The sequence below is a fragment of the Terrisporobacter vanillatitrophus genome (assembly GCF_051148895.1).
Taxonomy (GTDB): domain Bacteria; phylum Bacillota; class Clostridia; order Peptostreptococcales; family Peptostreptococcaceae; genus Terrisporobacter; species Terrisporobacter vanillatitrophus.
In genome coordinates this window covers 881,598-893,847 of sequence record NZ_CP154625.1, presented here as the reverse complement: position 1 = coordinate 893,847, position 12,250 = coordinate 881,598, and the positions used below count along the sequence as shown (strand labels likewise).

Annotated in this window: 14 protein-coding genes and 1 riboswitch; of the genes, 2 read left to right on the top strand and 12 right to left on the bottom strand. The window is 28.7% G+C overall.

The window, feature by feature from the left end; translation table 11 throughout:
* Positions 1-100 precede the first annotated feature (100 nt).
* Together TVTCOM_RS04550 and TVTCOM_RS04545 are read right to left on the bottom strand one after the other, a co-directional pair.
* Complete coding sequence (locus tag TVTCOM_RS04550; RefSeq protein WP_434798663.1) at positions 101-298, bottom strand: hypothetical protein; 198 nt, start codon at positions 296-298, stop codon at positions 101-103.
* A gap of 412 nt (positions 299-710) precedes the next feature.
* The gene (locus TVTCOM_RS04545; protein ID WP_434798662.1) at positions 711-1,310 is read right to left on the bottom strand and encodes a GNAT family N-acetyltransferase; all 600 of its coding nucleotides are present in this window, start codon (positions 1,308-1,310) and stop codon (positions 711-713) included.
* A 216-nt stretch (positions 1,311-1,526) separates the two neighbouring features.
* Between TVTCOM_RS04545 and TVTCOM_RS04540 the strand changes: the two genes are divergently transcribed.
* Positions 1,527-2,369, top strand: a complete 843-nt coding sequence (locus TVTCOM_RS04540) for a CvfB family protein (RefSeq protein ID WP_434798661.1) — start codon at positions 1,527-1,529, stop codon at positions 2,367-2,369.
* A 124-nt stretch (positions 2,370-2,493) separates the two neighbouring features.
* On the opposite strand, the gene TVTCOM_RS04535 is transcribed toward TVTCOM_RS04540, so the two are convergent.
* From TVTCOM_RS04535 to TVTCOM_RS04490, 10 genes are all read right to left on the bottom strand, one after another.
* Positions 2,494-3,591: an NAD/NADP octopine/nopaline dehydrogenase family protein gene (locus tag TVTCOM_RS04535; RefSeq protein ID WP_434798660.1), complete on the bottom strand. Its 1,098-nt coding sequence runs from the start codon at positions 3,589-3,591 to the stop codon at positions 2,494-2,496.
* A gap of 419 nt (positions 3,592-4,010) precedes the next feature.
* Positions 4,011-4,532, bottom strand: a complete 522-nt coding sequence (locus tag TVTCOM_RS04530; protein WP_434798659.1) for a hypothetical protein — start codon at positions 4,530-4,532, stop codon at positions 4,011-4,013.
* A 203-nt stretch (positions 4,533-4,735) separates the two neighbouring features.
* Complete coding sequence (locus TVTCOM_RS04525; RefSeq protein ID WP_434798658.1) at positions 4,736-5,353, bottom strand: thiamine phosphate synthase; 618 nt, start codon at positions 5,351-5,353, stop codon at positions 4,736-4,738.
* Positions 5,353-6,456, bottom strand: coding sequence for a 2-iminoacetate synthase ThiH (gene thiH, locus TVTCOM_RS04520; protein ID WP_434798657.1), 1,104 nt, complete (start codon positions 6,454-6,456; stop codon positions 5,353-5,355). Before thiH ends, TVTCOM_RS04525 begins: the two co-directional genes overlap by 1 nt.
* A 12-nt stretch (positions 6,457-6,468) precedes the next feature.
* Positions 6,469-7,239, bottom strand: a complete 771-nt coding sequence (locus tag TVTCOM_RS04515) for a thiazole synthase (RefSeq protein WP_434798656.1) — start codon at positions 7,237-7,239, stop codon at positions 6,469-6,471.
* A gap of 12 nt (positions 7,240-7,251) precedes the next feature.
* The gene (thiF, locus tag TVTCOM_RS04510; RefSeq protein WP_434798655.1) at positions 7,252-8,058 is read right to left on the bottom strand and encodes a sulfur carrier protein ThiS adenylyltransferase ThiF; all 807 of its coding nucleotides are present in this window, start codon (positions 8,056-8,058) and stop codon (positions 7,252-7,254) included.
* On the bottom strand, positions 8,051-8,245 hold the full coding sequence (gene thiS / locus TVTCOM_RS04505; RefSeq protein WP_434798654.1) for a sulfur carrier protein ThiS: 195 nt from the start codon (positions 8,243-8,245) through the stop codon (positions 8,051-8,053). The genes thiF and thiS overlap by 8 nt, the downstream gene beginning before the upstream one ends.
* 103 nt (positions 8,246-8,348) lie before the next feature.
* Positions 8,349-8,448: riboswitch (TPP riboswitch) on the bottom strand.
* Positions 8,449-8,519: 71 nt separating this feature from the next.
* The gene (locus TVTCOM_RS04500; protein WP_434798653.1) at positions 8,520-9,707 is read right to left on the bottom strand and encodes an NAD(P)-dependent malic enzyme; all 1,188 of its coding nucleotides are present in this window, start codon (positions 9,705-9,707) and stop codon (positions 8,520-8,522) included.
* Between the two features lie 45 nt (positions 9,708-9,752).
* A complete protein-coding gene (locus tag TVTCOM_RS04495; protein WP_434798652.1) occupies positions 9,753-10,307 on the bottom strand; it encodes a Fe-S-containing hydro-lyase in 555 nt (184 codons plus the stop codon).
* 9 nt (positions 10,308-10,316) lie between these two features.
* Complete coding sequence (locus TVTCOM_RS04490) at positions 10,317-11,156, bottom strand: fumarate hydratase (protein WP_434798651.1); 840 nt, start codon at positions 11,154-11,156, stop codon at positions 10,317-10,319.
* A 247-nt stretch (positions 11,157-11,403) separates the two neighbouring features.
* On the opposite strand from TVTCOM_RS04490, the gene TVTCOM_RS04485 reads away from it, so the two are divergent.
* The gene (locus tag TVTCOM_RS04485) at positions 11,404-12,222 is read left to right on the top strand and encodes an alpha/beta hydrolase (RefSeq protein WP_434798650.1); all 819 of its coding nucleotides are present in this window, start codon (positions 11,404-11,406) and stop codon (positions 12,220-12,222) included.
* The last annotated feature ends 28 nt before the right edge of the window (positions 12,223-12,250 follow it).

Sequence of the window (12,250 nt, the reverse complement as noted above, 5' to 3'; positions counted from 1 at the left end):
TTATAACATAACATTATAATTTTTTACCATTTTTTACATATTTATAGTAGTTCTTAAATGGTAAAAAACTACTGACATTATTTCGCCAGTAGTTTCTATATTAAAATTTATCATTTCTATAATGTACTTCTTCATAAGAAGGTAGTTTTAGATTTTCTTCTTTTTTTACTTTTTTAATTACTTTTTCATTCTCATCTTCTATTAAATCCGTTAATTCTTCAAAGGTTCTTGCATGATTAACAAAATTATTTATATCACTTTCACGTAGTTCTCTTCTACTTTGTTTTACTTTTCTCATTTTTGCCTCCTTCTTTTCTACAATAATATAGGTTTATTATAGATTTCCACGTGAACATATTTTTATTACTAATAAAAACAAGAAGTCATTTCCAAATCTTAAAGTTTTTTATATTTATGAAATTTTTTTAAAATATAATTCTTTTTTATCATAGAAGGATTTTTATAAATATAATAGAAATTATATTTATATCAAAATAAAAATCACAGCTCCCCCAAATAGCTGTGATAATACAATACATCTTTTTAAATTTCCCTAAAAAGAGTTGTTTTTTAAAATGGTTAAATTTAACCATTTAACAACTCTTGCATCTAAAGTAAAAAAGCTATCTTTATGTAATGATTATAGTATCATTCATCAAGATAGCTTTGTTTTTATATATTTTTTTATAAACCGATTGGTGTCCATATTATTACCCTTTTATTATATCCCCATTTTTATTTAATATATTATCCACTAGTTCTTTATCTAAATCCCATATTGATACAGGATTTTTAACATCATTTTTAAATTCCTTCAATACTTTATTCATCCATATTACATCTATCCATTTATCATGTTTGTACACTGAGTTTTGAAAAATACTCATTACTTTAAATCCATACTTCTCATGGAATTTTATGCTTTTCTCATTTATAGATAATATACAAGCATATACATTATAATATCCTTGTTCTTTTAATAATTCTAATAAACATTCATACAGTGCAGATGCTAATCTTCTGCCATGATATTTTTCATCAGCATATACGGAAAGTTCTGCATTCCATTTGTATCCCTCTCTTTTAAATGGCTTTCCTGCATATGCATAAGCTACAACTACATCATCTATTTCACATACTAACCACGGAAACTCTTTAGTTACTAAATCAAATCTTTCTTTTAGTTCCTCAATGGTCGGTACTCTATGCTCCGAGTTTACAACAATATCTTCTTGTTCAACATAAGGTCTATATATTTCTTGTATTCTCGCTAAATCTTCTACTGTTGCTAGGCGTATCTTCTTGCTCACTATTCTCCTCCTTATTATTGTTGTTGGCATAGTAAAATATAGTCCACAAGTAATTCTATAATATAATTGAAGGTTAATGCAATATTTATTTTACTTTTTTACTATGTTAAAATAATTTTTTTAAATTCTAACAAGTTTTAAGTATAATTAAAGCTAAATATGTTATTATATTAAATTATAATACATATATTACAAACATAATAAGGAGATGAAAATTTGATTAAATTAGGACAGTATAACAAGCTTAAAGTTAAAAGAAAAGCTGAATTTGGATATTTTTTAGATGCTGAAACTGGACATACTAGCGATGATGTACTTCTTCACAATAGACTACTTAATAAAAATAAAATTGAAGTTGGTGACGAGGTAGAGGTATTTATATACAAAGACTCTGAAGGAAGACTTTCCGCTACTATGGAATACCCAAAAGCTCAGGTTGGAGAAATAGCTTATTTAAAAGTAGTAGCTCACACAAAAATAGGAAGTTTTATAGATGTTGGTCTTCCAAAAGATATCTTAGTTCCTTTTAAAGCACAACAATACGAAATGACTAAAGGAAATAAATATTTATTCTACATCTACGAAGATAAAACTGGTAGACTTGCTGCTACTACTGATATATTCCCTTACTTATCTGTGGAACATTCATATAAAGTTGGTGACAGTGTTGATGGTGTAGTTTACGGATTCCAAACTAACAATTCTGCAACTATATGTGTAGACAATAAATATGATGGAGTTATATTAAAAAACGAATATTTTACTGAACTTAACATAGGAGACAAATTAGAAAATCTTAAAGTTATTAAGATTTATGAAGATGGAAGACTTGGACTTACTCCTAGAGGAGAAAGAAAAGTTGAGTTAGATATGCTAGAGTTAGCTATAATGAACTATATGGAAGGAAATGACGGATTTATGAGATTTAACGATAAATCTTCTCCAGAAGAAATATCTACTGTATTTAATTCAAGTAAGAAAAACTTCAAAAGATCTTTAGGTGTTCTTATGAAAAAAGGATTAGTAATTCAAAATGAAGAAGGAACTTACCTAAAATAAACTTAACTTCCTTAAGTTTATGGCGCCAATAATTTTAACAAAAATAAGCGAGGAGTAATAGAATTGCTATTACTCCTCTTTTAATTATTCATGTTAATATCCTTTTTATTTTATTAAAAATTTATTATATATTGGCTAAAATGTCCTCTTTATTATTTAAATGTCCAAGACCTATGCTATCTAAAGTTAATCCTTCTTTATAAAAATCTCTTCCTATTAATGTTCCACCAAGAACTATTATAGAGTCAATATTAGGCGTAGGTACGTCTAATACTTTTCCTAAATCAGACCAAAGTACAAGACCTGTAGATATATCTTCTACCATATATCTTCCTTCTACACTTGCTGGACCTTTTATATGTTTGAAAACTGGACTTGTGTTAAAAAGTTCATGTAAAGGTTTATCCTCATTTGCGAAGTAACCTCTATTTATACGAGCCTGTTTAGTATCTTCTAATTGAATATCTAAAGCTTTTGCCACAGCTTCTCTTTCATTTTCTACTGCTTTAACTATATTTACTGTATGTTCAGTTATACCTTCTTGATATAACCAAAATTCTCCCTTAGTATAATCAATTCTTCCTGCATTTAATAAAGTTGGTCCTGGATGAACTAAGGGATTTGGATTTTCTAAATTGACCACAATTACATTATCTGCTTTTACAAAACAATCATATATTTGCACACAGGCATTGAATACTTCATCTGTATTGCATGATGGATAAGCTGCTAAATAAACTTTTCCTGCTTTTAAAGAAATATCCACTCTTCCTTCATTTACATATGCTCTTGTAGCATAAGTTAAAGAATTAGTTTCTCCAATTTTAAAATCTTTTTCTATTCCCATTTCTCTTGCTTTTTTTACAAATCTGACAGAAGCCATAGCTGGTGCAGAGTTAATTAAAATTATTTGATCTTCTTCAACCACTGGTGCAAGTATCTCTGCAAAATATTCTATTCCCATTCCTGGCACTGTTATCATAATAATTTGGCAACCTTCAATTGCTTTTTCTAAGTTATCAGTTATTAAATTGATTTTTTCAACTGATTTATTACCTTTATACTCTATGGTTATTTCATTATTTTTTTTAATAAATTGCAAGTCTTTACAAAATTTTTGTGATTCAAATACATTTACTAAAAATCCCTTTTGTGTTAAGTCTGCAGCTGCAGTAATTCCACCATTTCCTCCACCTAATATTGCTACTTTTTCTACTTTCATATAATGTGATTTCCCCCTTTGTGTTTTATTGTTATTTATAATACATAAAAATAATTTTATGAATTTTGCATAATTATTATAAAATACTTCATAATATATAGTAATTCTACATAAAGTCATGTAAGTCTTTTGCCATGCATTATACTTGTTACTTTATTCTTTTTTAAAAAAGAAGTGCTATACTTATCATTACCTTAGCACTTCTTTTTTTACAAAGTTCCATAACTGACTCTTCCTTTGAAGTTGGCACTTTAAATATTTTATAACAATTCCTCTTCTAATTTAATTTGTAATTTTATTTTAATTCATTGTTTAAAGATTATTATTAATTCACTAAAAAAATAACCTATCAACATAATTTAACAGGTTATTTTACATAATAACTTATTTTTCAAAAAATTTCAATATAATGTAAGTTGTTAATATTTTTTAAACCACTTTGTCATATCCTCCATTGTTTTAATATCAATGGAATCATCAACAATAAAAAATATGCTCCTAGTATTATTTCCTATAAAATCTATATAATAACTATCTACTTTAATATTATTTAAATAAAAATTACAGGATTGATATCTACAACCATTGGAGTAAACATTGTTATTTCCATAGGGAGATACAAATATTTTTTCAATCGAAAGAACATCTTCCAAATAGTAGTTGTCCAAAAAATATCCTGATTCAGACTGATTTTTGTCTAGGGAGTAATCCTTAATAGAATGCTGAATAAAGTAAACCTTACAACCTTCGTTTTCTATAGGCATATTGGCAAAGTAAAGTAATCCATCTTTTGTTTTTCCACAATACCAATTTTCTGGAACTTTAGCAATTCCTATGTTTTGAATTTCCACGTCTTTATATCCATCATATCTATAGTATTCATTTACAAAAAATAAAAATGCTAAAGATATTATTACCATAATAACACCGCTCTTTTTCATTTAATTCGCCCCTTTATTTATAGTACAATAAGTATATTTACACAAATTAAATAAATATCCTTTTTATTTATCATAAAATTCAAGTGACTTAATCTCCTATATTTCACAATCAAAGAAGGCTAAATTATTTATTAATTTAGCCTTTTCAAAATTTTATATATTATTTTAATTTAAATTCCTATTCTTTTACACAATATACTAAATTAGTAACATTTGTATTCCTTTATTTTTAACTCTACATTTTCACATGTAAATAGAACACTCATAATAGCAAAATCATCGGCATACTTTAAAACTTCTTCAATATTTGTAGGTAATATGCCTCCAAGTGCAACAATTTTAATATTAGTTATTTTTTTTCCTTCTTTTAAAAGATTTATTCCCTTAGGTTTTAAGTTTTCCTTACACTTAGTTTCGTATATATGTGATAAGGTTATATAGTCTACTTTTATATTGTTTTCTTTAATAATTTTTTCTAGTATGCTAATCTCCTTTGTATTATGAAGAGACAAACCTAAAATTTTATTATCTTCAAAAATAAATCTTTCCTTAACAAGTTGTACAAATGTTTCAAAAGGCAAATGAATGCCACTGAAATTAAGCTTTTTGTATAAGTTTATATTACTGTTAATGATTAAGTTAAACTTATCATGTGAATAACTTGTTTTTCTTACAATCTTATTGTATAAATTAGTTAATTTCTCATCACTCATATCTTTTTCTCTTAGAATAATATTTTTTACTCCACTATTTATGGCCTCTTCAATAACTGACAAGTAATGATTTTCATCACATAAATGTCTATTGGTTATCAAGTACATTAAAATCTCACCCAATCCTTAAATACATATTGATATCCAATTGATTTCAACATACTAGCTACTTCTTCTATGCTATTATCATCATTAGTTTTAAATTGAGCTGTATTTTCTTCTCCTTGAGAATGTCCACCAACATCTGTTGATACTGCTGCACTTAATTTTGTAACTCCAAGAGGCATTAAATGCTTTCTCATGTCTAAAGTTTCTCTACTTGATACATTTAATGCTGCATGAGGATCAAACAATCTCATAACAGTTAAAATCTGAAACTCTGTAGCATCGTCCACCTCTAATACATCTTCAAAGCTTCCTTTAAAAGGTCTTATTCTAGGAGCAGAATATGATAACTCTATATGCGGATATTTTGTTTTTAAATACTCTCCATGTAAAATTGAGAAAAATGCATCTTTTCTAAAATCACTAAGACCAAGCAATGCTCCTATGGATAAAGATCTCATCCCAGCAATAGCGCCTCTTTCTGGTGCATCTAATCTATATCTATAATCAGCTTTAGGACCTTTTATATGTACTTTTTTATAAACTTCCTCATCATAAGTTTCTTGATATATGGTTAATGAATCTGCCCCTTTATAAACTAAGTGTGTATATCCGTCCACGTCCATAGGATAAACTTCTATAGCTATTGATGGAAACTTTTTAGATAAAATTCCCACAGCATCACCTATATATTCAATACTTGACTTTGTTTCACTTTCTCCAGTTAAAACAATAATATGCTTAAATCCTTTAGCTGCAACACAGTCTCCTTCTTTTTCTATTTCTTCTAAAGATAATTTTTTTCTCTTTATTCCACTATGACAATTATAGCCACAATAAACACAGTGATTTTCACAGTAATTTGCAATATAAATAGGAGTATATAAAGTGGCAGTTTTACCACAATATTGTAATGCTAACTTACTAGCTTTTTGAGCCATTGCCTCTAAATGTTTTCTTGCTATAGGCGAAAGCAAATTAAGTACATCTTTGTGATTTAACTTATCTTTTGATAAACTTCTTAGTACATCACTATCACTTACTTTCTCAAAATATCTATCAAAATCAAAATTTTTATATTTTTCAATAACTTCATAAAAACTCATGCTATATACCTCCTATAAATTCCCTAAAAAACCAGTAAGAGGAGAAGATGCATTGGCAAATTCTGATACAACTCCAGTTTTCGCAAGAAATGCAGCACGACCACCTTCTACTGCCATTTTAAATGCCTTTCCCATAGCTATAGGATCACCAGCTGATGATATGGCTGTATTTACTAAAACTGCTGCAGCTCCCATTTCCATGGCCTCCATAGCTTGGGATGGCTTACCTATACCTGCATCAACGATAATAGGAATATCCAACTCTTCTATCATTATTCTTATCATCTCTTTCATTTTTAGACCTCTATTGGAGCCAATTGGTGCTCCTAGTGGCATAACTGCTGCCGCCCCAGCTTCTATTAATCTTCTACCTGCATATAAATCTGGACTCATATAAGGAAGTACTACAAATCCTTCATCTGCAAGAATTTTAGTTGCTTTTATTGTTTCTTCATTGTCTGGTAATAAGTATCTAGTGTCTGATATTACTTCTATTTTGATAAAATCTCCACATCCCATTTTACGAGATATTCTTGCTATTCTTATAGCTTCTTCAGCTGTTGTTGCTCCTGATGTATTTGGAAGAATAGTCATATCTTTTGGTATATATGTAAGAATATTTTCGTTGGTATTATCTAAATCCACTCTTCTAAGTGCCATAGTTATTATTTCACTACCACTTTCTTCTATAACTTTTGGAAGTATTTCATTTGATCCGTATTTTCCTGTGCCAATTAAAAGTCTGCTATCAAATTCATGTCCGCCTAATATTAATTTATCCATTAATTTATCCCCCTAAATATAATCTATAAGTATTTTACTTGCTAAATTAGCCATATGATTTGCACAAATTGCCACACGAGGTGCCATTAACCCCTCACCCTCTTTTGCTTCATGTACAAAATCACCACATATATAAAATTTTTCTTTTATTTTCTTTGTTACAATAATATTTGAGTCATAATATCCCGCCATACCAGAAGATGCTATTAAGTATTTTTCTCTCATATGAAGTAAAACAAAATTGCATATTTCAGCTTTACAATTTGGATTATCAAAAGCTTCAATTATTATATCTACTTCATGTAAGAAATTCATATTTTTTTTAGTAATATAAGCATTATGTATTTCAACATCTATGAAAGGATTAATTTTATCTAAATGTTCTTTCATTGATTCTGTTTTGTACTTTCCAATATCATCAATAAAATATTGTTGTCTATTTAAATTGGAAGGTTCTACAACATCATAATCAACCAAAATTAACTTTCCTACACCTATTCTAGCTAGAGAGATAGCTATATTAGAACCTAGACCACCCAGGCCCAAAATAGCTATCTTACCTACTTTTAATTTTTCATGTACTTTTGGTGTATGTCTTGCAATCATAAGACTTTCTATTTCATTCATAGATGGTTTCTTTCCTTTTTCTATTAAAGTTACTCTGTCATTTTCTTTTAATATTCCATCTTTTTTAATAGGAAATCCATTCAAAACTACAACATCACTAAACTTATTGAAAATATCTTTAATTTTAAAAACACTTATATCATCTTCAACTTCTCTTTCTACTTCATTAATAAATATTCTCAAATCAACCACCTCCAATAAAGCTAATAATTTCTATTGCATCATGCTCTTTTAGTACATAGTTTTCATATTGCTCATTTTCTAATATTTCTAAGTTTATCTCTACGACAACTCTATCTTTGTTTAAGTTGTAATCATTTAATAAATCTAATATAGTTTTATTATTTTGGAATTCTACTATTCTCCCATTTACCTTCATCGTTACACCTCCTATTCCTTAATTTAATATATAAAAAAAAGCCTTACCCGTAGGTAAAGCTTGTAGTAATCACATATCATATGTAAAAGTTTACATATTTCATCATATAACACTCTACTCTTTCCTACGCTGGTATTATCCAGATCAGGTATAAGGGTTAATGTTTCCATCTCTCAGCCTTTAGGGCACCCCTAGGTAAAACTTTTTAATTTATTTTAATTGTAGTACTTAAATTTCATTTTTTCAAATCAAAATATTTTTATATTTATAATAATTATATTTCTATTCTTGCCACACCAGTTTTTATAGCAGCTTCTCTTACTGCTTTTGCCACATTTTCTACTACATTTTTATTAAAAGCATCTGGAAGTACGTAATCTGTTGTTAAATCTTCATCACTAACAACATTTGCTATGGCATACGCTGCTGCAACTTTCATTTCTTCGTTTATTTCTCTTGCTCTAACATCTAAAGCTCCTCTGAAAATTCCAGGGAAAGCAAGAACATTATTAACTTGGTTAGGGAAGTCTGAACGACCAGTACCTACTATAAATGCTCCTCCTTCTTTAGCTTCATCTGGGAATATTTCTGGAGTTGGGTTTGCCATGGCAAATACTATTGGTTTATCTGCCATAGTTTCTACCATTTCCTTTGTAACCATGTTTGGTCCAGAAACTCCTATAAATACATCTTTGTTTTTTATAATTTCTACTAAAGTTCCTTCTTCATCGTATTTATTAGTAACATCTAGCATTTCTTTTTGTGCCCAGTTTATATTCTGTGAATTTTTGCATATCGCACCTTTTCTATCACATAAAACTACATTTTTTACATTTAAATTAAGTAACATTTTAGCAATAGCCATACCTGCTGATCCTGCACCGTTTATAACTATTTCCAAGTCCTCAATTTTCTTTCCTGCTAATTTAACTGCATTTAAGATTCCTGCAGAAACAATTATTGCTGTACCATGTTGATCATCATGGAATACTGGAATATCTAATTCTTCTTTCAATCTATTTTCTATTTCTATACATCTAGGAGAATTTATATCTTCTAAATTAATTCCACCAAATACAGGCTCTAGTAATTTTACTGTTTTTACTATATCATCAATATCCATAGTGTTTATACATATTGGGAAAGCATCTACTCCACCAAATTCTTTAAATAATATTGATTTTCCTTCCATTACAGGAATTGAAGCAGCTGCACCTATATTTCCAAGACCTAAAACTGCAGTCCCATCACTAACTACTGCCACCATATTACTTTTACAAGTATATTTATAGACATCTTCTGGATTTTCTTTTATTTTTAAACAAGGCTCTGCAACACCTGGAGTATATGCAGTAGATAAATCATCTTTGCATTTTACTTCAACCTTACTTTGTATACTAACCTTTCCACCATGATTTTTGTGCATTTCTAGTGCTAATTGTGCAAAATTCTTATTACTCATTTTACTTCTCCTTTATAACATTTGACAAATTATTAGTTTTTAAATTTATTGTGATTCTTTTGCAAACATTGCTCTTCCTTTTTCATATATATTATTACCACAAGAATCTATAGCAACAATTAATTGTAAATCTTCAACTTCCAATCTTCTCACTGCTTCTGGTCCTAAATCTTCATAAGCTATTATTTCACATTTTTTAATAGCATGAGAAATATATGCTCCAGCTCCACCAATGGCTGCCAAATATACAACCTTATTTTTTATCATAGAATTTACTACTTCTTCACTTCTTTTTCCTTTACCAATCATAACTTTTAGTCCTCTCTCTAATAAAGGTACTGTTAAGTCATCCATTCTATAACTTGTAGTTGGTCCAGCTGAACCTATTATTTGATTCTCTTTACTAGGTGATGGTCCCACATAGTAAATCCCTGCTCCATTCACATCAAAGGGTAATTCTTCCTTGTTATTTATTGCATTTATCATTCTTTTGTGAGCTGCATCTCTTCCAGTATAAATTACACCGCTAAGTTTTACAGTATCTCCACAAACTAACTTTTCTATATCTTCATTTTTAAAAGGTGCTTTTAACTCTATCATATTTCCCTCCTATATAATCACTTGCTTATGTCTAGCAGAGTGACAATTTATATTAACTACAACAGGAAGCCCTGCTATATGTGTTGGGAAAGTTTCAATATTTACAGCAAGAGCTGTAGTATTTCCTCCAAGACCTTGAGGCCCTATTCCTAAATCATTTATTTTTTTAATCATTTCTTTTTCTAAGTCTGCTATCATCTCATCTTCACTATGAGTTCCAATATCTCTAAATAAAGCTTTCTTAGCAATTTGAGCACATTTATCTACTGTACCACCAATACCTACGCCCACAACTATTGGTGGACATGGATTAGGTCCGGCTTCACTTACAGTTTTCACTATGAATTCTTTAACTCCCTCAATTCCATCAGAAGGTTTTAACATTTTCAATTGACTCATGTTTTCACTACCAAAACCTTTAGGTGCATATTGAATTTTTATTTTGTCTCCCTTCACCATTTCGTAATGAATTATGGCAGGAGTATTATCCTTTGTATTTATTCTAGTAATAGGACTTACTACAGATTTTCTAAGATATCCATCTGTATAACCTTCACTTACACCTTTATTAATAGCATCTGTTAAGGTATCTCCCTTTATCATAACTTCTTGACCAATTTCCACAAAAAATACTGCCATTCCTGTATCTTGGCAAAGAGGTATATGAGTTTCTTTAGCTATTTGAGCATTTTCTATTAAAATACTTAATATATCTTTTCCTAAATCACTTTTTTCTTTTTCTAAATTCTCCTTAAAGGACTTTATTACATCATCTCCAAGATATATATTTCCCTCAATACAAAGTTTCTTAACCTCTTTAGTTATTATTTTTGAATCAATTTCCCTCAAGCGAACGTACCTCCCAAACAACCTTCTAATTATTCGTGTTTACATTTTAACTGTACCACTTTTTTTCAATATAAACAATATTTTATAGAATAATTTTTATGGTAATTATATTTATATATAAATTGTATTAGTTATAAAAATAAATCATAATTTTTAAAAAAGGATATTCATTCCTCTTTATAGAATAACTATATATGTTAGTCCTATGCTTTTTAGGATTCATTATAAAACTTGAGGAGTGAAATATATGAGTGTTGCAACAGTAGATTTTTGGGTTAAATCATTTGATAATACTTATTTAAAATGCGCAAAAGACTTAGTTAATAGTCCTAAAGCTACTATCTTAATCCTACATGGATTAGCAGAGCACTATAGAAGATATGATTATATCACTAGCAAATTTGTTTCAGATAATTTTAATGTATATAGATATGACCACAGAGGGCACGGAGATTCTGATGGGAAAAGAGGATATGTTGATGATGCCCATACCTTTGCAAAAGATCTAAAAGTTGTTATTGATTTAGTTAAAGAAGAAAATCCAGATCTTCCTTTATTTATTTTAGGTCAAGGCATGGGAGGACATATAATGAGCATTCTAGGTGTACAATATGATAACCTGGTAGATGGAATGATATTTTGTAGCCCTTTAATTTGTGATTATGGTAATTATACAAGTTGTAATTCTGATGAATATGATAGTGATTTTGACGTTGTCTCTGTTGGAAGTATTCATAATTTGAGTCATGATTATGATTTTGTTCAATCTTATGATGAGGATGAATTAGTATTAAAACAAGTTACTGTAGGTCTTTATAAGGCATTGAAAAAAAGTTGTTCTAATATACTTGAATATTTATATAAATTTAAATATCCTTGCTTAATACTTCATGGCTCAATGGATGCAGTAATAGATTGTGAAGATAGTAGGTTTTTATTTAATAATATAATTTCCACAGATAAGGAAATTAGAATCTTGAATGGTTTATATCATAAGCTTTTGGATGAATTAATTAAAGACGATATAATCGCTGAAATAAGTAGATGGATAGAAAATAGAATATAGTTAATTTAGGAGAGCTAAAATTATTCAA

What these genes read in the sequence shown, in the direction of transcription:
- TVTCOM_RS04550 (WP_434798663.1), bottom strand. Translation starts at nt 298, where the DNA reads ATGAGAAAAGTAAAACAAAGTAGAAGAGAACTACGTGAAAGTGATATA.
- TVTCOM_RS04535 (WP_434798660.1), bottom strand. Translation starts at nt 3,591, where the DNA reads ATGAAAGTAGAAAAAGTAGCAATATTAGGTGGAGGAAATGGTGGAATT.
- TVTCOM_RS04530 (WP_434798659.1), bottom strand. Translation starts at nt 4,532, where the DNA reads ATGAAAAAGAGCGGTGTTATTATGGTAATAATATCTTTAGCATTTTTA.
- TVTCOM_RS04525 (WP_434798658.1), bottom strand. Translation starts at nt 5,353, where the DNA reads ATGTACTTGATAACCAATAGACATTTATGTGATGAAAATCATTACTTG.
- thiH (WP_434798657.1), bottom strand. Translation starts at nt 6,456, where the DNA reads ATGAGTTTTTATGAAGTTATTGAAAAATATAAAAATTTTGATTTTGAT.
- TVTCOM_RS04515 (WP_434798656.1), bottom strand. Translation starts at nt 7,239, where the DNA reads ATGGATAAATTAATATTAGGCGGACATGAATTTGATAGCAGACTTTTA.
- thiS (WP_434798654.1), bottom strand. Translation starts at nt 8,245, where the DNA reads ATGAAGGTAAATGGGAGAATAGTAGAATTCCAAAATAATAAAACTATA.
- TVTCOM_RS04500 (WP_434798653.1), bottom strand. Translation starts at nt 9,707, where the DNA reads ATGAGTAATAAGAATTTTGCACAATTAGCACTAGAAATGCACAAAAAT.
- TVTCOM_RS04495 (WP_434798652.1), bottom strand. Translation starts at nt 10,307, where the DNA reads ATGATAGAGTTAAAAGCACCTTTTAAAAATGAAGATATAGAAAAGTTA.
- TVTCOM_RS04485 (WP_434798650.1), top strand. Translation starts at nt 11,404, where the DNA reads ATGAGTGTTGCAACAGTAGATTTTTGGGTTAAATCATTTGATAATACT.